21 protein-coding genes are annotated in these 23,945 nt (G+C 62.9%); 8 read left to right on the top strand and 13 right to left on the bottom strand.

Annotated elements, in window-relative coordinates:
- The first annotated feature begins 2 nt into the window (after positions 1-2).
- The 4 genes from JO965_RS17670 to JO965_RS17655 all read left to right on the top strand — a co-directional run bounded on the left by JO965_RS17670 (position 3) and on the right by JO965_RS17655 (position 5,954).
- Positions 3-296: a hypothetical protein gene (locus JO965_RS17670; RefSeq protein WP_203440322.1), complete on the top strand. Its 294-nt coding sequence runs from the start codon at positions 3-5 to the stop codon at positions 294-296.
- 228 nt (positions 297-524) lie between these two features.
- A complete protein-coding gene (locus tag JO965_RS17665; protein ID WP_203440321.1) occupies positions 525-1,277 on the top strand; it encodes an ImuA family protein in 753 nt (250 codons plus the stop codon).
- A complete protein-coding gene (locus tag JO965_RS17660; RefSeq protein ID WP_203440319.1) occupies positions 1,195-2,700 on the top strand; it encodes a DUF6504 family protein in 1,506 nt (501 codons plus the stop codon). Before JO965_RS17665 ends, JO965_RS17660 begins: the two co-directional genes overlap by 83 nt.
- Positions 2,697-5,954, top strand: coding sequence for an error-prone DNA polymerase (locus JO965_RS17655; RefSeq protein WP_203444243.1), 3,258 nt, complete (start codon positions 2,697-2,699; stop codon positions 5,952-5,954). Before JO965_RS17660 ends, JO965_RS17655 begins: the two co-directional genes overlap by 4 nt.
- A 93-nt stretch (positions 5,955-6,047) precedes the next feature.
- Here JO965_RS17655 and JO965_RS17650 read toward each other — a convergent pair whose 3' ends face one another.
- A complete protein-coding gene (locus JO965_RS17650) occupies positions 6,048-6,815 on the bottom strand; it encodes a calcium-binding protein (RefSeq protein ID WP_203440317.1) in 768 nt (255 codons plus the stop codon).
- A gap of 119 nt (positions 6,816-6,934) precedes the next feature.
- Positions 6,935-7,159 (bottom strand): hypothetical protein, encoded by a 225-nt coding sequence (locus JO965_RS17645; protein WP_203440316.1) that lies wholly within the window; start codon positions 7,157-7,159, stop codon positions 6,935-6,937.
- Positions 7,160-7,481: 322 nt separating this feature from the next.
- Here JO965_RS17645 and JO965_RS17640 point away from each other — a divergent pair, with 322 nt between their 5' ends.
- Positions 7,482-7,859: a hypothetical protein gene (locus JO965_RS17640; protein ID WP_203440314.1), complete on the top strand. Its 378-nt coding sequence runs from the start codon at positions 7,482-7,484 to the stop codon at positions 7,857-7,859.
- A 168-nt stretch (positions 7,860-8,027) separates the two neighbouring features.
- On the opposite strand, the gene JO965_RS49195 is transcribed toward JO965_RS17640, so the two are convergent.
- From JO965_RS49195 to hutI, 9 genes are all read right to left on the bottom strand, one after another.
- Positions 8,028-9,170 (bottom strand): collagen-like protein, encoded by a 1,143-nt coding sequence (locus JO965_RS49195; protein WP_203440312.1) that lies wholly within the window; start codon positions 9,168-9,170, stop codon positions 8,028-8,030.
- A 105-nt stretch (positions 9,171-9,275) separates the two neighbouring features.
- Positions 9,276-10,067, bottom strand: a complete 792-nt coding sequence (locus JO965_RS17630; RefSeq protein ID WP_203440311.1) for an ABC transporter ATP-binding protein — start codon at positions 10,065-10,067, stop codon at positions 9,276-9,278.
- A complete protein-coding gene (locus JO965_RS17625) occupies positions 10,064-10,840 on the bottom strand; it encodes an ABC transporter permease (protein WP_203440310.1) in 777 nt (258 codons plus the stop codon). The genes JO965_RS17630 and JO965_RS17625 overlap by 4 nt, the downstream gene beginning before the upstream one ends.
- Positions 10,841-10,944: 104 nt before the next feature.
- Positions 10,945-11,886 (bottom strand): ABC transporter substrate-binding protein, encoded by a 942-nt coding sequence (locus tag JO965_RS17620; protein ID WP_203440308.1) that lies wholly within the window; start codon positions 11,884-11,886, stop codon positions 10,945-10,947.
- A gap of 192 nt (positions 11,887-12,078) precedes the next feature.
- On the bottom strand, positions 12,079-12,657 hold the full coding sequence (locus JO965_RS17615; protein ID WP_203440306.1) for a HutD family protein: 579 nt from the start codon (positions 12,655-12,657) through the stop codon (positions 12,079-12,081).
- Positions 12,657-14,321 (bottom strand): urocanate hydratase, encoded by a 1,665-nt coding sequence (gene hutU, locus JO965_RS17610; protein ID WP_203440304.1) that lies wholly within the window; start codon positions 14,319-14,321, stop codon positions 12,657-12,659. Before hutU ends, JO965_RS17615 begins: the two co-directional genes overlap by 1 nt.
- A gap of 16 nt (positions 14,322-14,337) precedes the next feature.
- Positions 14,338-15,165, bottom strand: a complete 828-nt coding sequence (gene hutG / locus JO965_RS17605) for an N-formylglutamate deformylase (protein ID WP_203440303.1) — start codon at positions 15,163-15,165, stop codon at positions 14,338-14,340.
- Positions 15,165-16,712, bottom strand: a complete 1,548-nt coding sequence (gene hutH, locus JO965_RS17600; RefSeq protein WP_203440302.1) for a histidine ammonia-lyase — start codon at positions 16,710-16,712, stop codon at positions 15,165-15,167. Before hutH ends, hutG begins: the two co-directional genes overlap by 1 nt.
- A complete protein-coding gene (gene hutI, locus JO965_RS17595; protein WP_203440301.1) occupies positions 16,709-17,911 on the bottom strand; it encodes an imidazolonepropionase in 1,203 nt (400 codons plus the stop codon). The genes hutH and hutI overlap by 4 nt, the downstream gene beginning before the upstream one ends.
- A 155-nt stretch (positions 17,912-18,066) precedes the next feature.
- On the opposite strand from hutI, the gene JO965_RS17590 reads away from it, so the two are divergent.
- Complete coding sequence (locus JO965_RS17590) at positions 18,067-19,425, top strand: formimidoylglutamate deiminase (RefSeq protein WP_203440300.1); 1,359 nt, start codon at positions 18,067-18,069, stop codon at positions 19,423-19,425.
- A 17-nt stretch (positions 19,426-19,442) separates the two neighbouring features.
- Entirely contained in the window at positions 19,443-20,147 is a 705-nt protein-coding gene (gene hutC / locus JO965_RS17585) for a histidine utilization repressor (RefSeq protein ID WP_203440299.1), read from the top strand.
- Positions 20,148-20,384: 237 nt separating this feature from the next.
- On the opposite strand, the gene JO965_RS17580 is transcribed toward hutC, so the two are convergent.
- A complete protein-coding gene (locus tag JO965_RS17580) occupies positions 20,385-21,545 on the bottom strand; it encodes a cystathionine gamma-synthase (RefSeq protein WP_203440298.1) in 1,161 nt (386 codons plus the stop codon).
- Positions 21,545-22,918 (bottom strand): cystathionine beta-synthase, encoded by a 1,374-nt coding sequence (locus JO965_RS17575; RefSeq protein ID WP_203440297.1) that lies wholly within the window; start codon positions 22,916-22,918, stop codon positions 21,545-21,547. The genes JO965_RS17580 and JO965_RS17575 overlap by 1 nt, the downstream gene beginning before the upstream one ends.
- Positions 22,919-23,294: 376 nt before the next feature.
- Here JO965_RS17575 and msuE point away from each other — a divergent pair, with 376 nt between their 5' ends.
- A complete protein-coding gene (gene msuE, locus JO965_RS17570; protein ID WP_203440296.1) occupies positions 23,295-23,879 on the top strand; it encodes an FMN reductase in 585 nt (194 codons plus the stop codon).
- Positions 23,880-23,945 lie beyond the last annotated feature (66 nt).

Genomic DNA, 23,945 nt, shown 5'->3' with positions numbered 1-23,945 from the left:
AAGTGGCCGCCACGCTGAAACCCGATCTTCGCGAGCGGGTTGCCTCATTAATATGGGTTAGGGGAATGCCAGGCAAACGGAGCCTGGTCATGCTGACTGATGACGAGCAGATCCAGGGGCTTCGGCTCCCCAATACCCTTGCACTGCCGCCAAGCCATACAGCTGCGATGGTGGGACATTTTCTCAAGGGCCTTTATGCCGACACCCTTAGGGCAGATCATCCTCGCCACCTGATGGATCTGGTTGAAAAGATCGATATAGCCGAGCGCAGGTCTATGAAGTCGAGCCGGCGCTGATACCAAACGGGAATGTGAAAACGGCAAGCTGGAATTTGCCCTTTTCCGTCAGAAGTTGCTTTACCAGGAATCCCCATCCTTTCCACAGGTCGCTCCGGGGGTGCTTTCCCTGCGGAAATAGGGTCTTTGTCCACACAACCTGCTGCTCCCGCTGCGTCAGTTTGACTCTGAGGCAAATGAGAACATAATAGGAACATCTTGAAACGACGGACAGGTTGAGCAAGGCGCATGCGGGCCGGGCAACAGACGACGCTTGCCGATTTGCGGCACCGGATCGAGCGCCTGGAAGGAGGGCGGCACAGGCGTCGCCCTCTGCCTTTTGCCGTTGCTGCCGTCGACCGGCGACTTCCTCAGGGAGGCCTTGCTCTTGGGGCTCTGCACGAGATGGTCGAGGGCGGTCCTGCGGCGGAGTTCGCGGGCGCTGCGACCCTCTTCATCGCCGGCATCGCCGCACGGCTCAAGGGACCCGTGCTCTGGTGCCTCAACCGCCGCGATCTATTCGTGCCCGGCCTGATGAGCGTAGGCCTGCATCCCGACCGCGTGATTTACGCCGAGACCTTTCGCGAGCGCGAGGTTCTGGCCGTCATGGAGGAGGGGCTGCGCGAGCGGGGGCTTGCCGCCGTCATCGGCGAGGTGACGAGCCTCGGCCTCACCGCATCCCGCCGTCTGCAGCTCGCGGCCGAGGCCTCGGGCGTTCCGGCTCTTGCACTGCGGCGCTGGTGGACTGTGGCCGAGAAGGAGCTGACAGGCCTTCCCTCCGCAGCTGTCACGCGCTGGCGCATCTCTCCCTTCGCCTCTCATGCTCCACCGACACCGGGCTTAGGTCGTGCCCGATGGCATGTCGAACTCCTGCGCTGCCGTGGCGGCGAACCTTACTCCTGGATTGTCGAGGCCTGCGATGCGAAGGGTCGTCTCGCTCTATCTCCCGACCTGGCCGACCGACCGGATCAGGCGCCGCAAAGGCGCGCCGCCGCACGGTGAGCCGCTCGTTACCGTGAAAACGGAAGGTTCGCGCCGCCTGGTCGCTTCTGTCGATCACGCGGCGCACGAACTTGGCCTGCACCCCGGCCAGACCATCGCTCACGCGCAAGCGCTGGTGCCGAACCTGCATATCGTCGATGCGACGCCGGAGGAGGACGAAGCCTCTCTCACTGAGCTGGCGCGCTGGTGCATCGGCTACTCGCCCATCGTCGCTCCCAATCCTCCTGACGGCGTGTGGATCGACATTGCCGGTGCAGATCATTTGCACGGAGGTGAAAAAGAACTCCTCACCAAACTCGTCCGACGTATTCGTGACCAAAAGATTGGCGCAGATGCCTGCGTGGCCGATGCGCCGGGCACGGCCTGGGCCGTCGTGCGATATGGAAAAGAGATTGTCATTCCTCCTGGCCGTTCCATAGAAGCGGTGGCGAATCTGCCAGTTCCTGCTCTGCGCGTGCCGCCGGCAACAGTCGAGGCGCTGCATCGACTTGGGATTGAACGCATCGGGCAGCTTGCAGCCATGCCGCGCGCGCCGCTGGTTCGTCGCTTCGGCAAGGAAGTGGCGCTTCGGCTCGATCAGGCTTTCGGGCATGTCTTCGAGCCGCTCAATCCGCTCGTTCCGACAGAAATGCCGGCACAGCGCGTCACCTTCGTCGAGCCGATCGGACGGCTCGAGGATCTGCAGAGCGTGGTGAAAAGGCTTGCTGACAGGCTCTGCCGCGATCTCGAACGCGCATCTCTCGGTGTGCGCCGTCTCGATCTTGTGTTCGAGCGCATCGACCGGCGCAGCACTGCGCTTCGCGTCGGAACCGCGAAAGCGACACGCGAGGCGGGCCATCTTGCAAAGCTATTCCACGAACGCCTGCAAACGGTCGATCCTGGCTTCGGTATCGAAGCGGCCATGCTTATTGCCAGCAAGGCCGAGCCGCTGAGCGAGAGGCAAATCGAGGCGAATGGATTGACGGAGGGCGACACGGCCGATGTGGATTTGAGCCGCCTCGTCGATCGACTCAGTGCACGGCTCGGGCCAAAGCGCGTCTACCGTCTCGCTCCCGTCGAAAGCCGCGTGCCGGAACGGTCCATGAAGCGCGTTCCGCCTCTCTCTCCTGCAATAGGCGTTGTCTGGCCGGAGAACCTGCCGCGGCCGACGCGTCTTCTCGATCCGCCCGAGCCTGTGACGGCCATGGCACTGCTGCCGGATCATCCGCCCCGCTTTTTCGTCTGGCGCCGGGTGCAGCATCGCGTGGTGAGAGCCGACGGACCGGAGCGCATCACGGGCGAGTGGTGGAAGTCCGAGCGTGAACGCGCGTCCCTGCGGGACTACTACCGGGTCGAGAATGAGCAGGGTGCGCGTTTCTGGCTCTTTCGCGATGCGCCGGCGGCTCAGGGCGGGCGCTGGTGGCTGCACGGGCTGTTCGCATGACCTATGCGGAGCTCCAGGTCACGACGCATTTCTCGTTCCTGCGCGGCGCTTCGAGCCCGCGCGAGCTGTTCGAACAGGCGAAGCTCGTCGGCTTGTCCGCGCTCGGAATTGTCGACCGCAATTCCTTGGCCGGAATCGTGCGGGCCTATGAAGCTGCCAAGGAAACGGGCGTGCGCCTCGTGGTCGGTTGCCGGCTCGATCTCATGGATAATACTTCGCTTCTTGTTTATCCGACGGATCGCGCGGCCTATTCGCGCCTGTGCCGGTTGCTGAGTCTCGGCAAGAGCCGAGCAGGGAAGGGCAAATGCGCGCTTGCGTGGGAGGATGTGGAGGCTTGGAACGAAGGCCTGCTTGCGGTGCTGCTCGGCGATCATGCCGATGAAAGCCTGTCGTTCAATCTGCAGCGATTGAAGCACACCTTCGGCAATCGCGCCTATATGGCGCTGATCCGCCGCTTCGCATCCAATGAGCATCTTCGTCTGTGGCAGGTCGAGCAGGCGGCGCAAGCTGCGGGCGTGCCAACAGTCGCGATGGGCGATGTCCTCTATCACCATCCCTCGCGCCGGATGCTACAGGACGTCGTGTCCTGCATCCGCCAGGGTTGCTCCATCGACGAGGCTGGCTTCCGTCTGGAGCGGCATGCGGACCGCTTCCTCAAGGATCCGGCTGAGATGGTGCGTCTGTTCGAGAGGCATCCTGAAGCGCTCGCACGAACGGACGAAATCGTCAGACGCTGTCGCTTCTCCCTTGATGAGCTGCGCTATCAATATCCGAGCGAGACAGAGCCGGGCGAGACCGCACAGGAGAAACTGGAGCGGTTGACCTGGGAGGGAGCCGAGAGACGGTACGGCAAGGATTTGCCGGATCGAGAGGCATCGCAACTGCGGCATGAGCTCAAACTGATCGAGAGCCTCAACTACGCTCCTTATTTCCTGACCGTTCATTCCATCGTGAGCTTCGCCCGCGGCCAAGGCATCCTGTGCCAAGGACGCGGCTCGGCGGCGAATTCCGCCGTATGCTACGTGCTCGGCATCACCTCCATCGATCCCGTCCGCTCCGGTCTTCTCTTCGAACGCTTCATCTCGCAGGAACGCAACGAACCGCCCGACATCGACGTGGATTTCGAGCACGAGCGGCGCGAGGAGGTGATCCAGTGGATCTACGACACCTATGGCCGCAACCGGGCTGCGCTCACCGCCGTCGTGAGCTGTTATCGCGCCCGTGGGGCGGTGCGCGAAGTCGGCAAAGTGCTGGGCATGCCGGAGGATGTGACGAGTGCTCTGTCAGGCCTTGTCCGAGGCTGGGGTGCGGAAGGCGTGAGCGAGGAAGAGGTCAAGGACTTGAACCTCAACCTCGATAATCCGCGCCTGCGGTTGACCCTTGAACTGGCCCGCGAGTTGATTGGCACGCCGCGCCATCTCTCGCAGCATCCGGGTGGCTTCGTGCTGACGCAGGACCGTCTCGACGATCTGGTGCCCATCGAGCCCGCCGCCATGGAGAACCGGCAGGTCATCGAATGGGACAAGAACGATATCGAGATCCTGAAATTCATGAAGGTCGATGTGCTGGGCCTCGGCATGCTCGGCTGCATGCGCCGGTCCTTCGAGCTCCTGCTGGAGCACAAGGATATCAGCCACGATCTGGCGTCCATTCCGGCGGAGGATCCTGAGACCTACGCCATGATCCGCCGCGCCGATACGATCGGCGTGTTCCAGATCGAAAGCCGCGCGCAGATGGCGATGCTGCCGCGGCTGAAGCCCGAAACATTCTACGATCTCGTGATCGAGGTGGCGATCGTCCGGCCCGGACCGATCCAGGGCGACATGGTTCATCCCTTCATCCGCAGGCGGGAGGGCCGCGAAGAAGTATCTTATCCGACACCGGAGCTTGAAAACGTTCTCGGCAAGACGCTCGGTGTGCCACTCTTTCAGGAACAGGCGATGCGCGTCGCCATCGAATGCGCGGGCTTCACACCCTCGGAGGCCGATCAGCTGCGGCGCTCCATGGCGACCTTCAAAGCCCACGGCGATGTCTCGAAATTTCAGACCAAGCTCATCCAGGGGATGCTGGCTCGAAACTACACGCAGGAATTCGCCGAACGCATCTTCAAGCAGCTCGAGGGTTTCGGCTCCTATGGCTTCCCAGAGAGCCATGCCGCAAGCTTCGCTCTGATCGCCTATGCCTCGTCCTGGATGAAATGCCACCATCCGGACGTGTTCTGCTGCGCTCTTTTGAACTCGCAGCCTATGGGTTTCTACGCGCCGGCGCAGATCGTACGCGATGCGAGGGAGCATGGGGTCGACGTCCTGCCGGTGGACGTGAATCACTCGCGCTGGGACTGCACGTTGGAACCGACTGGCCGGAAGGGCCGCTATGCTGTACGCCTCGGGCTTCGCATGGCAAAGGGGCTCGCCAATGGCGATGCCGCCTCGATTGTTGCGGCACGCAGTTATGTCCTCTTCGGTTCAATCGAGGATATGTGGCTTCGCGCGAAGGTGAAGGTTGCCGCTCTCGAACGGCTCGCCGAGGCCGACGCCTTTGGCTCCCTAAATGTCAATCGCCGGGATGCGCTTTGGACAATCAAGGGGCTGAGCGATACCCCTCTGCCGCTCTTTGCGGCGGCGGACGAGCGTGATGAACGATTCCGTGCGGAAGGGTTCGAGCCGGACGTGTCCTTGACGCCGATGACGGCAGGGCGCGAGGTGGTCGAGGATTATCGCTCGAAAGGCCTGACACTGCGGCGTCATCCGGTCGCCTTCCTGCGAGAGGAACTGGAGCGTCGCCGTATGATCCGTTGTGCGGAGCTCAAGAACATCCGTGATGGCCGGCGCGTCAGCCTCGCCGGTTTCGTCCTCGTGCGTCAGAGACCGGGATCGGCGCAGGGAGTGACGTTCATGACGATCGAGGATGAGACCGATGTGGCAAACCTCGTCATCTGGCCGTCCCTCTTCGAGCAGCAACGACGGTTGATCCTGTCATCGGGGATGATTGGCTGTCGTGGCCGCGTGCAGAAGGAGGGAGACGTGATCCATGTGGTGGCGGAGCACATGCTGGACCTCTCCGATCTTCTCAGGAGTGTCGGGGACCGTGAGGAGCCATCCCCCTTGCTGTATGGGTGTGGCGACGAAGCCATGCATGACAGCCGCTGCGATTCGCACAAAGCGCCGGCGATCGAGGACAAGCTTCGAAACATGGATACCATGCATCAGCGAGTCGGGAACGGGATCAGGATCAAGGCACGGGATTTTCGGTAATGATGCCGCTCCAGTCTTCGTGCCAAAAAGGCGGCTCCATTCAGGGCCGCCTTTCACTATGAATGCCTTATTAAACCTTCGTGCCCGAAGGGATCAGAGCACGAAGTAGGATTTGGAGATGCTGGCGATATTCTTCATGTGGATCGAAAAGTCCGCATTGCCGTCGCCATTGACGTCGCCGCTGATCAGGACGCCGCTACCATATTTCTCGTAGCGCAGCTCGCCAGCCTTGTCGTGAAAGTCGTTGCGGCCGATGAAGGTGAAAGCCTGGTTGCCGGCAACGGTTGTCTTGGCGTCGATGGAGCGCAGGTCGACCCTGTCCTTCTGGGAGGCCGAGAAGTCCTGGATCGTGTCGCGCTCGCCTGCATCGACAGCGCTGTCCCTGACGGACTTGAACGTGAACGCATCGGCACCGGAGCCGCCATAGAGTCTGTCCGCACCTTGCCGTCCATACAGGACGTCATTGCCGCCGAAGCCTTCCAGCTTGTCGCTGTAGCTGCCGCCCGTGATCCTGTCGCTGCCGGAGAGAACGGATCGGAAAACTTTGAGGTCGTCCGAGCTCGAACCGGTCGCGGCCGCATTCGCCAAAGTTGTCACGGCAATCGATGCGCCATCGATCGAGCCGACCTTCCGGCCGAGATCGTAGGACGCATAGCTGGTGACGACACCCCCTGTCGGAACACCATCGACATTATAGGTGAAGCCGGAGCCCCGGAATTCATCCCGCGTGGAGCCGCTGTAATTGTATTTGACGACAAAGTGGGTCGAGGTTTGGGTGTAGTCGATCCCATAAGCAAGATTGCTCAGATCGAGGTCGGCTAGGTTGAACCCGAACGAGCCGTTCCACGTGAGTGTCGCCATTGCTGCCCCCTATGAATGGATAGGGCGCTGTAGCTCGTCACACGAGGTGACGCAATGCCACAAAAGGATCGAGGGCTCCATGTCTCCAACGGGAGACGTTAATGCTGCCGCCATGGCAATCAGGACAGAAGTTGAGCTGCTTCCTTCTCATGCGCGGGCTCGGACATCTTCGTCCGCATGAGGGATGCCCGGCAGTGGGAGATCTGCTGTTGCAGGAGCGTGATGGCCGTGCGGGCCAGATCCCTGAACTGCTCCTGCAGGAGCTCGGGAGCGTCGTCCCAGTCGCCGGAATGCTCGGCAGCGTAAAACGCCTGCGCGACAAGCTCAACCTGGTTTGGCGTCATGCAAGTTCTCCCTGCACCTATTAACCAGATAGGTACCAAGAGAGGCATTCGTTCCCCGACTCTTTGGGATTACCACTTATGAGCAGATAGAAGTCATTGATATTCTTAGTCTTGCTACCGCTTTCGAGTAAGAGGCGATCTTAGGACCATTTCCATAGACGAATAGGGACGCGTCCGACGTATTGGATCTGTCGCCAGCAGGCTCGACCTAGATGCGACACATTGAAGGATCTTCTCTACTACTCTTGGGTTACACCTATATGCTATTACGAGCTTCGGAATGCAGTCCAGGTGCGCGATTGCACAATCTGAGACACGGGCGATGACGGATTTGGACCAACTGAAGAAGAGCATTGTCGCGACGTGGCGCGACGAGGAAATGGTGTCGTCCGCGTGCTACGGTGTCGATGCCTATTCGAGGCTCTGGCCTCATGTCTTCATGGTCAATGATTGGCGTGTCTGGAACGAGAGCGGGCGAGATCTGAACCATGAAGTTGTCCGATGGCTCGACGAGCAGGGAAGTGCCTGGGACTTCTATCACCTGCTCGATGAGTGGGGCTTGGTGGGTTTCGACGACCTGAGGACCGCAACGCGCTTCAGGCATCGCTGGTTCGGTGCACTCAAAGTCGTGTCGTCATCCGACAGCACTTGGAACCCGCATCCGCTCAACAGCACCTTTGCTCCGAGCCTCGTGGGCTGAGGCTCTTAGAGCATCGGACCCAAAAGTGGACTCCACTTTTGGGATCGATCCGATGCTAATCCCTTAAGTGGCGCATCGTCGGGCGCGGAAAACCGGGTCCACTTTTCCGCACGATGTGCTAGCGCGTGACGGGATTCTCAGCCGGCCGCTCTCTCCGTCCCGAGCGGTTCACTTCTTCGCGCAGATCGCCCGAGCAATCATACCCTTCGGGCTCTCACTCGTAGAGAAGCAATACACGCCGACTTCATCCATATCGAGACGGTCGCCGCGGTTGCATGTGCCGTTGATCGGGTATTCGTCCTGGTCGCAGCGCGCCATGCATCGGCCCTGGGAAGCACATTCCTGGACGAAGACGCGCAGGATCGTTCCTGCCAGTCCCGCCTTGCCTTCCGGACCCATCTTTCCCTCCGGACCCAAGGGACCGGGAGGCCCGGCAGGACCCGTGAGGCCGGCTGGACCGATGGGCCCAATGGGGCCCGGAGGTCCGATGGGGCCGATGGCTCCGGCGATCCCCTGCGGTCCTGGAGGTCCGGCAGGTCCCACGGACCCAATCGGCCCTTCCGCTCCCACAGGACCAGGCTGCCCGATCGAGCCGGGTGGGCCGGCGGGTCCGGGTTCGCCTCGCGGCCCCGGAACACCCTGGGGCCCCTGCGGTCCCTGATGGCCTGCAAGACCCTGGGGCCCCTGCGGACCGGGAGGACCCGCCGGGCCTTCGGGCCCGGTAGCTCCTGCGGGCCCCGCGGGACCTGGCTGCCCTTCAGGGACGGCACGTGCTTCCATATTCCCGGGAGGCCCAGCAGGCCCTTGCGCTCCCACCGGACCGGCCGGTCCGGGCTCGCCGCGCGGTCCTGGAGGGCCGGCGGCTCCTTGCGGACCTTGAGGCCCCTCCGGTCCCGCAGCACCCTGCGGACCTGGCGCTCCGTCGCGGCCGGGTTCTCCTTGAGGACCGGGCGGTCCCACGGGCCCAGGCTGGACAGATGCAGCGGCGGCGGATTGCTGTGCTGTGCCCGATCCGTCCGGGCCGCGCTGACCGCAGAAGCCGATGACCGCCTGCCGCTGCTCGGTCTCTGCCTGAAGGTTCACGATGCACGTGGCGGGATGATAGGCGATCCGGAAGGTGAAGCGACCGTTGGCATCCGCTTTCGTCTCGAACCGTTCGTCGAGGAAGATCGATACCTGCCGCGGTTTGCTCAATCGACCGACGATGCGCAGCTCACCAGCCGTGATCATGGCTTGATCGATGAGAATATCCGCCATGGCCGGCGTGCCGCTGGCGATCAGGATGGACCCGGCTAACAGGCGCTTGAACATCGTGCCTTCCCCGTATCGGAGACACGAAGCGTCGCCTGAAGAGGGCGGAAGCGTCAATTCACCCGGAAGAGTACCGCAAATGCCTTATGTCATAGGCGCAGCGAATTAATGCACGCCTTCCGCCTGCATCGCTTCCACGCGGATCTCTTCCGTCAGCTGCGCCTTCAGGGCCGAGAATTCCGGTGTCGTCTTCATGGTGTAGTGACGGGGATGCGGCAGGTCGACGGGGATGTCGGCCTTGATGCGGCCGGGGCGGGCCGACATGACGATGACACGCGAGGCGAGGAAGATCGCTTCCTCGATGTCGTGGGTCACGAAGAGCACGGTTTTCTGCTCGCGCTCCCAGATGCCGAGCAGCAATTCCTGCATCAGCCCGCGGGTCTGGTTGTCAAGGGCGCCGAAGGGCTCGTCGAGGAGCAGAATTTCCGGATCGTTGGCAAGCGCGCGAGCAATCGCCGTGCGCTGCTGCATGCCGCCGGAGAGCTGCTTGGGATAATGGTTCTCGAAGCCGCGCAGGCCCACTTTCTCGGTATAGGAGGCGACGATGTCCTGGCGCTCCGCTTTCGGAACGCCCTTCTCGCGCAGGCCGTAGGCGATGTTTTCCGCAATCGTGAGCCAGGGAAAGAGGGTGTAGGATTGGAACACCATGCCACGGTCGGCACCGGGGCCTTTGATCTCGCGGCCGTTGAGCAGCACGCGCCCATTGCTCGGGCGGTCGAGGCCGGCGACGATGCGCAGGAGCGTGGATTTTCCGCAGCCGGAGGGGCCGAGGATCGTGATGAAATCGTTCTGCGCCACCTGCAGGTTCGTGGGCTCGAGCGCACGCACCGGTGCGCCGCCACGCACGCCGGGAAACACGCGCGAGACATCGTCGATCTGGAGGATCGTCTTCGTCATGCGAGCCTCCAGGGAAAGAGCTTGCGGTTGGCGGCCTTGAACAGGAAGTCGGAAATCAGGCCGATGATGCCGATGACGATGATGCCGAAGATCATCTGGCCTGTCGCAAGCAGCGCCTGGCTGTCGATGATCATGTGGCCGATGCCGGACGAGGAGCCGATGAGTTCCGCCACGATCACATAGGTCCAGGCCCAACCGAGCACGAGGCGCAGGATCTCGGCGATCTCCGGCGCGTTGGCGGGGATGAGCACGCGCTTGACCACACCCCGATCCTTCGAGCCCAGCGTATAGGCGGCCTCGACGAGGTCGCGGCGCGTGTTGCCCACCGCAACGGCGACCATGAGAATGATCTGAAAGACGGAGCCGATGAAAATGACGAGGAGCTTCTGCATCTCGCCGATGCCGGCCCAGAGGATGAGCAGCGGCACGAAGGCCGAGGCTGGCAGATAGCGTGCGAAGGACACGAAGGGCTCAAGGAACGCCTCGAAGGATTTATAGGCGCCCATCATGATGCCGAGCGGCACGGCGACAATGGCCGCAAGGATGAAGCCGCCGACGACGCGCCAAACCGTGATGCCGATATCGCCTAGGAAACCGAAGCGGGTGAGCAGCAGCCAGCCGTCCTGCATCATGGTGATTGGATCGGCGAGGAAGGTGCGCGACACGAATCCGCCCAGCGTCGCGAAGGCCCATGCTGCAAAGAAGAGAATGAAGAACGAAATGCCGAGCGTGACGCGCGTGCTCTGGCTGACCGGTTCGAGAGGACGAGGCATGAAGGATCTGTTCTGTCATCCGGACACGGCGTGCCGGATAGTGCTCCTGAGAAAATGAAAGGCGATGGCCCGCAAGAAAACGAGCCATCGCCGCGGTGAGGTCACTACTGGATGAAGCTGGTATCGGCCAGCGCTTCCATGTCCGGCTTCTGCTTGATGATACCCGTCTCAAGCAACAGGTCGGCCGCCTCGTTCGAGAAGGTCTTGAATTCGCCGGCGAAGAACTTCTTGTTGGCTTCGCGATCCTGCCAGCGCAGGAACTGAGCCGACTTGCCGAAGGCCTCGCCCGTCTGCTTCACGTCCGCGCCCATGATCTCGTAGGCCTTCGCCTGATCCTTGGCGATCATGTCGAGGGCTTCGAAATAGCTGTCGGCGAAGGCCTTGGCGGCCTTCGGGTTGTCGGCGAGGAATTTCGGCGTGCAGCCGAAGGTATCCATCACCATCGGATAATCGAGCGTCGTGGCGATGATCTTGCCGGATTGCGGCGCGGCGCGCACGGAGGAAAGATAAGGCTCGTAGGTCATCGCCGCATCGTTCTGCCCCGCGATAAAAGCCTGGGCGGCAGGGCCCGGCTCCATGTTGACGACCGTCACGTCCTTCACGGACAGCCCGTTCTTCTTCAGCATCCAGGCGAGCGCGAAATAAGGCGACGTGCCGGGCGCTGAGGCCGCCACCTGCTTGCCCTTGATGTCCTTGATCGAGGCGATGTCGTTCTTCACCACCATGCCGTCGGCGCCGTAGCTCTTGTCGAGCTGGAAGATCTGCTTGGTGGGTACGCCATTCGCATTCCACACGATCCAAGTCTCCACCGTGGTGGCGGCGCATTGGATATCGCCAGACTGGATCGCGAGGTGGCGGCTCGCCTGCGGCACCTTCTTGATCGTGACGTCGAGGCCGTTCTTCTTGAAGATGCCGGCCTCCTTCGCGAGCGTCAGGGGCGCAAAGCCCGTCCAGCCCGAGATGCCGACAGCCACCTTCGTTTCCTGCGCCGAGGCGGATCCGACCGCCAGCGCCAACACGGCCAAACCACCCAATACCGCCTTCATTACAGCCTCCGTTCTATCCAAATTCCTGTCTCGTTCCGCCGACCGCGCCCTCTGGAAGGTTTCTCATGTTTCGCGTGTCGGGCGTTCTTCAAATCGAGCGGGCGAATGGCACCATGCCCGAACGGCAATGTCAAATGTATAGACATTTTGACCTGCCGCTGTTTTGGGCATCGCGCACCAAAATTTGCGCTCCTACGATACACCGGGGGCAATCTCGACGAGGATCGCCCGCCCGCTCCCGGAGAGCAGGATCAGCTCCTGCGTCGCCTCCAGCATCAGCGTATCAAGCACCTGGAGCGAATGGATCGTCGAATCGAGCGTCACGTCGAAGGGGGCGTCGAGCGGGACGAGAAACGCGACGCTCGTGTCCTCCGACAGCAACGCGACACCCGACTCGACGAACCGCGTCCGCTGCCGGAACTCGCCGCGCCGGGTCATCACGTTGAGATCGCGGATCGCGCCGGAGAGCAGTCGGCCTGTGGTGATGTCGTCGCCGGAGAAGGAGAGCTTGGGAGACGTTTTGTCGAGCGGATAGGCGATGCCCTCCACATCGAGCTCGATGCCCTCGCCCTCGACGACGATCAGCGTGCGGTCGATCCCGGGAAAGGCCGAGAAGGGTCCGTCGGAGGCGACATCCGCCATGCTGATGCGCCAGCCGAAGGTCTCGAAACTCGAGCCTTCCGGAAAGGCGGCGACCTCCGCGGTGGTGCCGCCGCCGTTCTTCCACGGAACGCGGACGAGATCCGCGTTGCGGATAATCCGCGCCGCCATCAGCGCAGGCTCGGCAGATTGAGGCCGTGCTCGCGGGCGCAGTCGATGGCGATGTCGTAGCCCGCATCCGCGTGGCGCATGACGCCGGTGGCCGGATCGTTCCAGAGCACGCGCTCGACGCGCTTGGCCGCTTCCGGCGTGCCGTCGCAGACGATCACCATGCCTGAATGCTGCGAGAAGCCCATGCCGACGCCGCCGCCATGATGCAGCGACACCCAGGTCGCGCCGGACGCGCAGTTGAGGAGTGCGTTGAGGAGCGGCCAGTCGGAGACCGCATCCGAGCCGTCCTTCATGGCTTCCGTCTCGCGGTTCGGGCTTGCGACCGAGCCGGAATCGAGATGGTCGCGACCGATCACGATGGGCGCCTTCAGCTCGCCCTTGGCCACCATCTCGTTGAAGGCGAGGCCGAGGCGATGCCGGTCGCCGAGACCCACCCAGCAGATGCGCGCGGGCAGGCCCTGGAACTTGATGCGCTCCTTCGCCATGTCGAGCCAGTTGTGCAGATGCTTGTTGTCGGGCAGCAGCTCCTTCACCTTGGCGTCGGTCTTGTAGATATCCTCCGGGTCGCCCGAGAGCGCGGCCCAGCGGAACGGGCCGATGCCGCGGCAGAAGAGCGGACGGATATAGGCCGGCACGAAGCCCGGGAAGTCGAAGGCGTTGTCGACGCCTTCCTCCTTCGCCATCTGGCGGATGTTGTTGCCGTAGTCGAGGGTCGGAACGCCGGCCTTGTGGAAGTCGAGCATGGCGCGCACGTGCTCGGCCATGGATTGCTTGGCGGCGTGTTCCACGGCTTTGGGATTGCTCTCGCGCTTGGCTTCCCACTCGCTAAGCGTCCAGCCCTTCGGCAGATAGCCATTGATGGGATCGTGTGCCGAGGTCTGGTCGGTGACTGCATCGGGGCGGATGCCACGCCGGTAGATCTCGGGGAAGATCTCGGCGGCATTGCCGAGGAGGCCGACCGAAACCGGCTTCTTGTCGCGGCAGGATTGCTCGATGATGGCCAGCGCCTCGTCGAGGGTGTCGGCGCGTTGGTCGACATAGCCCGTGCGCAGACGAAACTCGATGCGGCTCGGCTGGCATTCCACCGCCAGGCAGGAAGCGCCCGCCATGGTGGCGGCGAGAGGCTGCGCGCCGCCCATGCCGCCGAGCCCTGCGGTGAGGATCCAGCGGCCGGAGAGATCGCCGTTGTAGTGCTGGCGGCCCACCTCCACGAAGGTCTCGTAGGTGCCCTGCACGATGCCCTGCGTGCCGATATAGATCCAGGAGCCGGCCGTCATCTGGCCGTACATCATGAGCCCCTTTCGATCGAGCTCATGGAACTTGTCCCAGGTGGCCCAGTGCGGCACGAGGTTGGAATTGGCGATCAGCACGCGTGGCGCGTCCGGGTGTGTGCGGAACACGCCGACCGGCTTGCCCGACTGCACGAGCAGCGTCTCGTCATCATTAAGGTTCTTCAGCGCCGCTACGATGCGGTCGAAGCTCTCCCAGTCGCGCGCGGCGCGGCCGATGCCGCCATAGACGACGAGCTCGCCGGGCCTCTCTGCAACGTCGGGGTCGAGGTTGTTCATCAGCATGCGCAGGGGCGCCTCAGTCAGCCAGCTCTTGGCCGACAATTCGGTGCCGTGGGGGGCGCGGATCACGCGGGCGTTGTCGATGCGGGTCATGGGACGGATCCTCGGGTCAGGCTTTGGATTGGGTGAAAGTGAGACAGGTCTGGAGAATGAGGGTCAGCGCCGCACGCATGGGTGCTGCATAATGCTCGTCGTAAGGCGTCGGCCACTTGTCCTCGGCGACGGGGCCGAGCGGCTCCTTCATGTAGCCGCGGCAGGCGAGCTCCATCTGGACGGCATGAACACCGGCCTCAGGATGCCCAAGGCTGCGCGTGATATAGCCGCCCTTGAAGCGGCCATTGACCACATGGCTGAAGCCGCTGCCGGAGCAGATTTTTTCAATGGCGTCACTCAAGGCAGGCGCGCAGGTGGTGCCGCCATTGGTGCCGATGTTGAAATGGGGCAGGGTGCCGTCGAACAGGCGCGGAATGACCGAGCGGATCGAGTGACAATCGTAGACAACGACAGTGTCATGCCGTGCCCGCAGCCTCTCGATCTCGGCGCGGAGTGTTGCGTGATACGGATCGAAGAAACGGGTACGACGCTCGGCGATTTCCTCGGTACTCGGCTCGGTTCCAGGCTCGTAGAGCGGCTCGCCGTCGAAGGTGGTGGTGGGACAAAGCTCGGTCGTCGCCTGGCCCGGATAGAGAGAGATGCCGGACGGATCGCGGTTCACGTCGATCACCGTGCGGGAGATCGTCGTTCGGATCACGGTGGCGCCGAGCGAGGGAGCGAAATCGTAGAGCCGCTCGATCCACCAATCCGCATCCTTGCGCGCGAGCCAGGGCGAGACGAGGCCACGTTCATACGCGGCCGGGATCTCGGTGCCCGTATGCGGCAGGCTGACAACGAGGGGCGCATCGCCGCGGGTGACGGTGAGCCAGTCTGGATGACTCATCACGCCGCCTCATCCGTCACGAGCGGCAACGCGTCGACACCGGCGGCTTCCGACAGAGCGCCGGAAACAACGAGAGCCGTGGCCTGCTCCATATCGGGCGCCATATGCCGGTCGTCATCGAGATGGGGCACCTTCGAACGCAGCAGCGCGCGGGCACGCTCCAGACGCTCGCTCGATTGCATCGGCGCGTGGAAGTCGCAGCCCTGGACGGCGGCGAGAAGCTCGATGCCGATCACATTGGCTGTGTTCGCCGCCATCGGCAGGAGCCGACGTGCGCCATGGGTCGCCATGGAGACATGGTCTTCCTGATTGGCAGAGGTCGGGATCGAGTCGACGCTCGCCGGATAGGCGCGCTGCTTATTCTCGGAAACGAGGGCAGCGGCCGTCACCTGTGGGATCATGAAGCCGGAATTGAGCCCGGGCTTCGGCGTAAGGAAAGCCGGAAGGCCCGACAAGGCTGGGTCGACCAGCATGGCGATGCGCCGCTCGGCGAGAGAGCCGATCTCGCACAGCGCCATGGCGATCATGTCGGCGGCGAAGGCCACCGGCTCGGCATGGAAGTTGCCGCCGGAGATGACCTCGCCGGTTTCCGAGAAGACGAGCGGGTTGTCTGAGACGCCGTTCGCTTCCGTGCCGAGCGTTTCGCCCGCCTGACGCAGCAGATCGAGCACCGCACCCATCACCTGCGGCTGGCAGCGCAGGCAGTAGGGATCCTGCACGCGATCATCGTTGGTGAGGTGCGAGGCGCGGATGGCGCTTCCCTGCATCAGAGTGCGGAGGGAGGCGGCAACTTCGATCTGCCCGCGGTGGCGCCGCAGCTTCTGGATACGCTCATCAAACGGACCATCCGAGCCTTTGGCGGCATCGGTCGCGAGCGCTCCGGTGACGAGCGCGGACTGAAACACGCGCTCGGCCTCGAACAGGCCAGCCAGCGCCAGGGCGGTCGAGACCTGCGTGCCATTGAGAAGGGCTAAGCCTTCCTTCGGGCCGAGAACGAGCGGCGAAAGACCTGCGCGTGCGAGAGCCGCTTCTGCCGGCAGGCGCGCTCCATCGACGAAGAACTCGCCGACGCCCATGAGGGCCGCCGTCATGTGGGAAAGCGGCGCAAGATCACCCGAGGCACCGACCGAACCCTGACCCGGAATGACGGGAACGAGGTTCGCCTTCAGACAGGCCGTGAGATGCTCGATGGTGGACCAGCGCACACCCGATGCCCCTTGTGCGAGGCTCGCGAGCTTGAGCGCCATCACGAGGCGCACGACGGAAGGCGGCAAGGGATCGCCGACGCCGGCCGCGTGCGAGAGCACGATGTTGCGCTGGAGTGTCGCGAGATCGGCCGTGCCGATGCGCACACTGGCGAGCTTTCCGAAGCCGGTATTGATGCCATAGACCGGCTCGCCGTTGGCGACGATGGCCTCGATGGTCCTCGCCCCGGCCTCGATGGCGGCGCGGCAATCCTGATCGAGCGCTATCTCTGCGCCGAGATAGACTTGGGCCCAATCGGCCAAGGCAACGGAGCCGGGATGAAGTGTTACTGTTTTGGTCACTGTCCTCTCCAGACGCGGGCGTGAAGCGGGTTGAATCCGATGCGGTAGACGAGTTCCGCAGGGCGTTCGATGTTCCAGATGGCGAGATCGCAGGACTTGCCCGTCTCCAGCGTGCCGATTTCATCGAGTTGACCCAGCGCACGCGCAGCCTCGCGCGTGACGCCGGCGATGCATTCCTCGACAGTCATGCGGAACAGAGTCGCGCCCATGTTCATGGTGAGCAGAAGCGAGGTCAGCGGCGAGGTGCCGGGATTGCAATCGGTCGCCAGCGCCAAGCGTGTGCCGGCTTTGCGGAAGGCGGCGATCGGCGGCACTTTCGTCTCGCGCAGCATGTAGAAGGCACCGGGCAGCAGCACGGCGACCGTGCCGGCCTTCGCCATGGCGACAGCGCCATCCCCATCCGTGTATTCGAGATGATCGGCCGAGAGAGCGCCGTAATCGGCTGCGAGCTTGGCTCCATGCAGGTTGGAAAGCTGGTCGGCGTGGAGTTTGATTGCGAGATTATGTGCCTTCGCGGCGTCAAACACGCGCGCCGTCTGTTCAGGAGAAAACGCGATGCCTTCGCAGAAGGCATCGACCGCATCGGCCAGCCCATCGCGGGCGAGCACCGGCAGCATCTCACGGCAGATCTTGTCGATGAAGGCATCCTTGTCGCCGTTCACCTCCGGCGGCAGGGCGTGGGCGCCGAGGAAGGTGGTGGTGACGGAAATCGGACGTTCCTCGGCGAGGCGTCGCGCGGCGCGTAAGGAGCGAGCCTCGGTTTCCAGATTGAGGCCGTAGCCCGACTTGATCTCGATGGTGGTGCAGCCCTCGGCGATGAGGTGATCGAGGCGGGGCAGGGCGCTCGCCACAAGCTCATCCTCGGTCGCCGCGCGGGTCGCCTTCACGGTGGAGACGATGCCGCCGCCGGCCCTGGCGATCTCCTCATAGCTCGCGCCTTTCAAGCGCAGCTCGAATTCATGCGCCCGGTCGCCGCCATAGACGAGATGCGTGTGACAATCGACGAGCCCGGGAGTGATCCATCGTCCTTCGCAATCGATCCGCTCGGCGGCGTCCCAGCCGGTCGGAAGGTCCCGTTCGGGCCCAGCGAAGGCAATCCGGCCATCCTTGGCGGCAACGGCTCCATGCTCGACAATCCCCAGACCGTTGCCGGTAAGCGTAGCAAGGCGAGCATTGAGCCAGACCCGGTCGAAGCGCATGTTTCTGCTCCGGTGAGGTTTCGATAATGTCTATACATAATCGCAATTAATCGGTAATGTCTAGACTTATTCGATCGGTTTTTGATGATTGGGCGTTGGAATGGCTTTTTGGCGGCTTCCGATGCTCAGGCCGATCCGCAGCAAAGGTGACAGCAATGCGTAGGCTCATCCTCGATCACGCCCTTCTCCCGGAGGGCTGGGCAAAGAATGTCGGAATCGACATCGAAAGCGGAACGATCACGGTTGTCCATCCGAATGCCTCCGCCGAGGGGCGCGAGCGAATCACCGGAATTGCGCTGCCCGGATTGCCCAATCTGCACAGCCACACCTTCCAGCGTGGCATGGCGGGCCTTGCCGAAACCCGCGGGCCGGAAGGGGACAGCTTCTGGACTTGGCGACAGGTGATGTACCGGTTCCTCGGTTCCCTCACGCCGGACGATGTCGAGGCGATCGCGGCCTTCGCGATGATGGAAATGCTCGAGGGTGGCTTCACCGCGCTCGCCGAGTTCCATTACCTCCATCACGATGTGAACGGTCGCCCCCATGCCGACATCGCGGAACTCTCCCACCGCATCGCTGCCGCGTCGCGGGAGACCAGCATGGGGCTGACGCTGCTGCCGGTCTTTTATGCGCAGGGAGGCTTCGGCGGCACGGCGCCTGCAGAGGGGCAGCGGCGCTTCATCAACGATGTCGAGACTTATGCGCGCCTGCTCGAAGGCGCCCGTAAGGCCGTCGCAGGCCTCGAGGATGCCGTCGTCGGCATCGCGCCGCACAGTCTGCGCGCGGTGACGCCCGAGAGCCTGCGCGACGTCGTCGCGATGGCGGGCGAGGGGCCGATTCACGTCCACATCGCTGAGCAGGTGAAGGAGGTCGAGGATTGCCTCGCCTGGTCCGGGCAGCGTCCGGTCGCATGGCTGCTCGATCACGCGCCCGTCGACAAGCGCTGGTGCCTGATCCATGCGACGCATCTCGATGCGCAGGAAGTCAAGAACATCGCCAATAGTGGCGCGGTGGCGGGCCTGTGCCCGATCACCGAGGCCAATCTCGGCGACGGCATCTTTGAAGGTGTCGACTATCTCGGCGCCGGAGGCTGCTTCGGCGTCGGGTCCGATTCCAACATCGAGATCTCGGCTCCGGGAGAGCTCAAGCTTTTCGAATACAGCCAGCGCCTCAAACACCGCGCCCGCAACGTGCTGGCCGAGCGGGAAGGCCAGTCGACCGGGCGCAGTCTCTATGACAAGGCACTGTCGGGCGGAGCCCAAGCGCTCGGCCGGCGCATCGGCGCCATTGCGGCAGGGTATCGGGCCGATCTCGTAGTGCTCGATGCTGCTCATCCAGATCTCTCCGCCGTTTCAGGAGACCGCTGGATCGACTCTTACGTGTTCGTGACCGGCACGGCTGCCATCGATACAGTGTTCGTAGCCGGCAAGCCTGTGGTAAGGAGTGGCCGGCATCTTCATCGCGAGGCAATCCGCACTCGCTATGAGCGCGCCTTGGCCCGCATCCTGGTTTAAGAGAAACGTCGTTCGGCATGAAACATCTTCACCAGCGCATCCGCGACGATATCGAGGCCAAGATCATGTCCGGCGAATGGGCGCCAGGTTACCGCATCCCGTTTGAGCACGAGTTGATGGCCGAATACGGCTGCTCGCGCATGACGGTGAACAAGGTGCTCTCGACTCTCGCCGCCAACGGCCTCATCACGCGCCGGCGCCGGGCAGGCTCGGTGGTGGCGGAGCCGAGCAACCAGCAGGCCGTGCTGCAGATCCAGGATTTCGCCCTTGAGGCGGCACGCGCCGGCACCGAATACCGCTTCAAGATCCTGTATCGTGCCATCGAGCCCATCGATGCCGCCGCCGCGCAGCGGATCGGTTTGCCCGCGGGGACCAAGATGCTCTGCCTCTCCACGCTTCACGTCATGGACGACGTGCCGCAGGCCTTCGAGCAGCGCCTGATCAACCTCGCCACTGTACCCGAAGCCGACGAGGAGACGTTCAAGGACGATCCGCCGGGAACCTGGCTGTTGCGACGCGTGCCATGGACGGATGCGGAGCACATCGTGCGCGCCGTCAATGCCGACAGCGTGATGGCGAAGCGTCTGCAGATTCAAACGGGAACGGCCTGTCTCGTGCTGGAGCGACGCACTTGGCAGGCGGGTGCCTTCGTGACCGAGGCGCGCATCACCTATCCCGGCGACAGGCATCAGCTCGTGGGACGGTTCTCGCCGGTGGCGTGAATGGAGCGTGTCATCCCCGGCTCCCACTGTCATTCCGGGGCGAGCGTAGCGAGAGCCCGGAATCCATAACCGCTAACGTTGCAGACAGAGGCGCAACGCTGCTCACTCTTTCCTGAGACGTCGTGTTTATGGATTCCGGGCTCCGCTGCGCGGCCCCGGAATGACAGCAGCGTTACCTCTCAAAGCGAGATCACCGGCACAAGGCCGGTGATGACATGCAGTCAATCAAGCTGGCTCTTAAGCCAAAGCCGAGCGCAGATCTTGAATGAGGTCGTCCGCATCCTCAATGCCGACCGACAGGCGCACGAGGCCATCGTCGATGCCGAGCTCGGCCCGTACGTCCGGCGGCACGGAGGCATGGGTCATGATCCCCGGATGCTCGATCAGGCTTTCCACTCCGCCCAGACTCTCAGCGAGCGTGAAGAGCTGGCAGCGCTCCAGGAAACGCGTTGCACCATCGAGGCCGCCCTTGATGCGGGCGGTGATGATGCCACCGAAGCCGCGCATCTGACGCTTGGCAAGTTCATGTTGGGGATGCGAGGCGAGGCCCGGATAGATCACGCCGTCCACGCCCGGATGGGATTCGAGGAACTGGGCGATCTTGAGCGCCGAGGTGCAGTGCCGCTCCATCCGCAGCGAAAGCGTCTTGAGACCGCGCAGGGCCAGGAAGCTGTCGAAGGGGCCGGAGACGGAGCCGACTGCGTTCTGCAGGAACGCGATCTTCTCGCGAACCTCCTGGTTCTGATCCACGATCACCACGCCGCCGACCATGTCGGAATGGCCGTTGAGGTATTTCGTGGTGGAATGCAGCACGATGTCGAAGCCGAATTCGAGCGGTCGCTGCACATAAGGACTCGCGAAGGTGTTGTCAGCGACGAGCCACGTGCCATGTCCGCGCGTTGCGGCCGCAATGGCTTCGAGATCGGCAAGTTTCAGGAGCGGATTGGTGGGCGTCTCGACCCAGACGAGCTTGGTGTTCGGACGCAGGGCCGCCTTCACTGCATCGGGGTTGCCGAGATCGACATAGGTAATCTCAAGTCCGGCCGACTTCTTGCGCACGCGCTCGAAGAGGCGGCGCGTGCCACCATAGAGATCGTCGGAGGCGACGACGTGCGAGCCTTGCTCCAGCATGTCGAGCACGGTGGCGCTTGCCGCGAGTCCTGAGGAGAAAGCGAAGGCCGCCGAGCCACCCTCGAGATCCGCGATGCAGCGCTCGAAAGCCATGCGGGTCGGGTTCTGCGAGCGGGCATATTCGAAGCCCTTGTGAACGCCGGGGCTCTCCTGCGCGAAGGTCGAGGTGGCGTAGATCGGCATCATCACCGCGCCGGTAGTGGGATCCGGCGACTGGCCCGCATGGATGCAGCGGGTGGCGAAATCGAGCTGGTTGCGGGCAGTCATTATGGATGGATCCGGTAGAAGTTGATGAGGTCGATGCGGGTGGCGAGGCCGACGAAGGAATCGCCATCCATGATCACCGGCACGAGGCCGGCGGCGAAGAGCGGCAGAAGCTTCTTGACGGGAGCATCGGCGGCAATGGTCTTGAGGCGCGTCACCATCACGTCACGCGCCGGCTTGTTGAACACGCTTTGCGGCGCATTCTCGTTGGCGACGAGCGCGTCGAGGATGTCGCTTTCGTCGATCAGCCCGACCACGTGCCCGTCCTCGATTACCGGCAACTGCGAGATGTCGGAGGAGCGCATGCGGGCGAAGGCGGAGCGCAGGGTCTCATTCGGCGAGACGAAGATGGTGGCGCCCTCGCCGAAGGGATTGATCACCACGTCGCGCGCCGTGCCGGTCATCTTGCGATCGAGCCAGCCTTCCTGTGCGATGAAGGCATCGTTGAACACCTTCGACAGATATTTGGCGCCCGTGTCGCAGACGAGGGTGACGACCCGCTTCGGCTCGGTCTGCTCGCGGCAATAGCGCAGGGCCGCGGCCAGCAGTGTGCCCGAGGACGAGCCTGCCAGAATGCCTTCCTTGCGGAGCAATTCGCGCGCGGCCGAGAAGCTCTCCTTATCGCCAATGGAATAGGCCTTCTTCACCAAGGAGAGGTCGCAATTCGGCGGCACGAAATCCTCGCCGATACCTTCAACGGCCCATGATCCAGCCTCGGTCATCTGCCCGGTTTCGACCAGTGGGGCGAGGACCGATCCTACCGGATCGGCCAGCACCATGATCGTCTTGGGCGAGGCCTTCTTGAGATATCGACCGACTCCCGTGAGCGTGCCGCCCGAGCCGACGCCGACCACGACGGCATCCACGTCGCCGTCCATTCCTTCCAGGATCTCAGGGCCGGTGCTCGCCTCGTGAGCCGCTGGGTTGGCGGGGTTTTCGAACTGATTGATGTAGACCGCGCCAGGCGTCCTGTTTGTGATCGCCTGAGCGAGGTCCTGGTAATAATCTGGGTGGCCCTTGCCGACATCGGAGCGGGTGATAACGACCTCGGCGCCCAGGGCCTTGGCATGGAGAACTTTCTCCCGAGACATCTTGTCGGGCACCACGAGGAGAGTGCGATAGCCTTTGCTCGCGCCCACCAGCGCCAGCCCGACCCCGGTATTGCCGGCGGTCGCCTCGACGATGGTGCCGCCCGGCTTCAGGCGGTCATCGGCTTCCGCCGCCTCGATCATGGCGCGCGCGGGACGGTCCTTGATCGATCCGCTGGGGTTGGCACTCTCAAGCTTGAGGAAGAGCTTGCAGGGACCGGTATCCAGAGTCGTCACCTCCATGAGAGGAGTTCCTCCGATCAGGTCGAGGGCTCCATGCGCGGCCATTTTGCATCTTTCTAATGTAAAATAGATTATTTGTTTCTTTTTTGATGTGAAACAGAAGCGTCCTTACAGATCATTATGTGGATTGTCACCTGCCGTTCTCTTCATTCAACTTCAATCCACTGCCTTTGGTCCCAAGGGTTTAAGTCTCCCTAAGGGGGCCCCGCATCCATTCTCGCCCTGACAATCGAAATCTCCCGAAGTGCCCGAAAAGAGAAAATCCTTCTTTTCTGTTCGTTTAAACGAACATTCGAATTGACAGAGCGGATTTGCCGGATGAACCTGACGTTAGTTCCATGGTCGGCGCAGGCTGGTGACGGAAAATTGATCCGTTGCTCAGAGCGAGGCCTTGCTCATCGTATCAGAAAGGGTTCCTCCCATGGCGCACCCTCGGATCGTCGGCATCGCCGGCAGCTTTCGCCGTCCCTCGAAGACACGGTCTCTTGTCGAAGTTCTCGGAGCCGAGATCGGGCGGACAAGATCGATCGACTTCATTGTCCACGATCTGGTGGAGATCGGATCCGGGCTGGGCGCTGCCTTCTCGCGCTCACAATTGCCGCCGGATGCCGCGCGTGTTCTCAAAGATATCGAGACCGCGGATGCCCTAATCGTCGGAACGCCCGTCTTCAAGGGATCCTATACGGGCCTGTTCAAGCACCTGTTCGATCTCGTCGAGCCAGATGCCCTGAAGGATGTGCCCGTTCTGCTGACCGCCACAGGCGGCGGATTGCGCCATGCCCTCGTGGTCGAGCATTATCTGCGCCCGCTCTTCGGCTTCTTCGAAGCGCTTACCATTCCGACCGCCGTCTATGCGAGCGAGAGTAATTTCATCGATGGCACGCTCGTGGATGCTGCCGTGCGCGAACGCGCCTCGACGGCTGCCGCACAGCTCTCGGCTGTGCTGAGTCAGCGAGTCGAGCAGATACGCAGCCGCGAGCCGGTGCGTCTCGCCGCCGTCCGCTGAGGGCGGTTTCAGCGAGTGGTTCTGCTCAAGCAGGTCAGAATGAGAAGGCCCCGCGCCTGCGCCGGG

The sequence above is a fragment of the Microvirga sp. VF16 genome (assembly GCF_016864375.1).
GTDB lineage: Bacteria > Pseudomonadota > Alphaproteobacteria > Rhizobiales > Beijerinckiaceae > Microvirga.
The sequence above is the reverse complement of the archived record's forward strand: the minus strand, read 5'-3'. Positions and strand labels throughout refer to the sequence as shown.

Excerpts from the sequence above, each read along its gene's own strand:
- JO965_RS17665 (WP_203440321.1), top strand. The coding sequence starts at position 525 with ATGCGGGCCGGGCAACAGACGACGCTTGCCGATTTGCGGCACCGGATC.
- JO965_RS17660 (WP_203440319.1), top strand. The coding sequence starts at position 1,195 with ATGCGAAGGGTCGTCTCGCTCTATCTCCCGACCTGGCCGACCGACCGG.
- JO965_RS17655 (WP_203444243.1), top strand. The coding sequence starts at position 2,697 with ATGACCTATGCGGAGCTCCAGGTCACGACGCATTTCTCGTTCCTGCGC.
- JO965_RS17650 (WP_203440317.1), bottom strand. The coding sequence starts at position 6,815 with ATGGCGACACTCACGTGGAACGGCTCGTTCGGGTTCAACCTAGCCGAC.
- JO965_RS17645 (WP_203440316.1), bottom strand. The coding sequence starts at position 7,159 with ATGACGCCAAACCAGGTTGAGCTTGTCGCGCAGGCGTTTTACGCTGCC.
- JO965_RS17640 (WP_203440314.1), top strand. The coding sequence starts at position 7,482 with ATGACGGATTTGGACCAACTGAAGAAGAGCATTGTCGCGACGTGGCGC.
- JO965_RS49195 (WP_203440312.1), bottom strand. The coding sequence starts at position 9,170 with ATGTTCAAGCGCCTGTTAGCCGGGTCCATCCTGATCGCCAGCGGCACG.
- JO965_RS17630 (WP_203440311.1), bottom strand. The coding sequence starts at position 10,067 with ATGACGAAGACGATCCTCCAGATCGACGATGTCTCGCGCGTGTTTCCC.
- JO965_RS17625 (WP_203440310.1), bottom strand. The coding sequence starts at position 10,840 with ATGCCTCGTCCTCTCGAACCGGTCAGCCAGAGCACGCGCGTCACGCTC.
- JO965_RS17620 (WP_203440308.1), bottom strand. The coding sequence starts at position 11,886 with ATGAAGGCGGTATTGGGTGGTTTGGCCGTGTTGGCGCTGGCGGTCGGA.
- JO965_RS17615 (WP_203440306.1), bottom strand. The coding sequence starts at position 12,657 with ATGGCGGCGCGGATTATCCGCAACGCGGATCTCGTCCGCGTTCCGTGG.
- hutU (WP_203440304.1), bottom strand. The coding sequence starts at position 14,321 with ATGACCCGCATCGACAACGCCCGCGTGATCCGCGCCCCCCACGGCACC.
- hutG (WP_203440303.1), bottom strand. The coding sequence starts at position 15,165 with ATGAGTCATCCAGACTGGCTCACCGTCACCCGCGGCGATGCGCCCCTC.
- hutI (WP_203440301.1), bottom strand. The coding sequence starts at position 17,911 with ATGCGCTTCGACCGGGTCTGGCTCAATGCTCGCCTTGCTACGCTTACC.
- JO965_RS17590 (WP_203440300.1), top strand. The coding sequence starts at position 18,067 with ATGCGTAGGCTCATCCTCGATCACGCCCTTCTCCCGGAGGGCTGGGCA.
- hutC (WP_203440299.1), top strand. The coding sequence starts at position 19,443 with ATGAAACATCTTCACCAGCGCATCCGCGACGATATCGAGGCCAAGATC.
- JO965_RS17580 (WP_203440298.1), bottom strand. The coding sequence starts at position 21,545 with ATGACTGCCCGCAACCAGCTCGATTTCGCCACCCGCTGCATCCATGCG.
- JO965_RS17575 (WP_203440297.1), bottom strand. The coding sequence starts at position 22,918 with ATGGCCGCGCATGGAGCCCTCGACCTGATCGGAGGAACTCCTCTCATG.
- msuE (WP_203440296.1), top strand. The coding sequence starts at position 23,295 with ATGGCGCACCCTCGGATCGTCGGCATCGCCGGCAGCTTTCGCCGTCCC.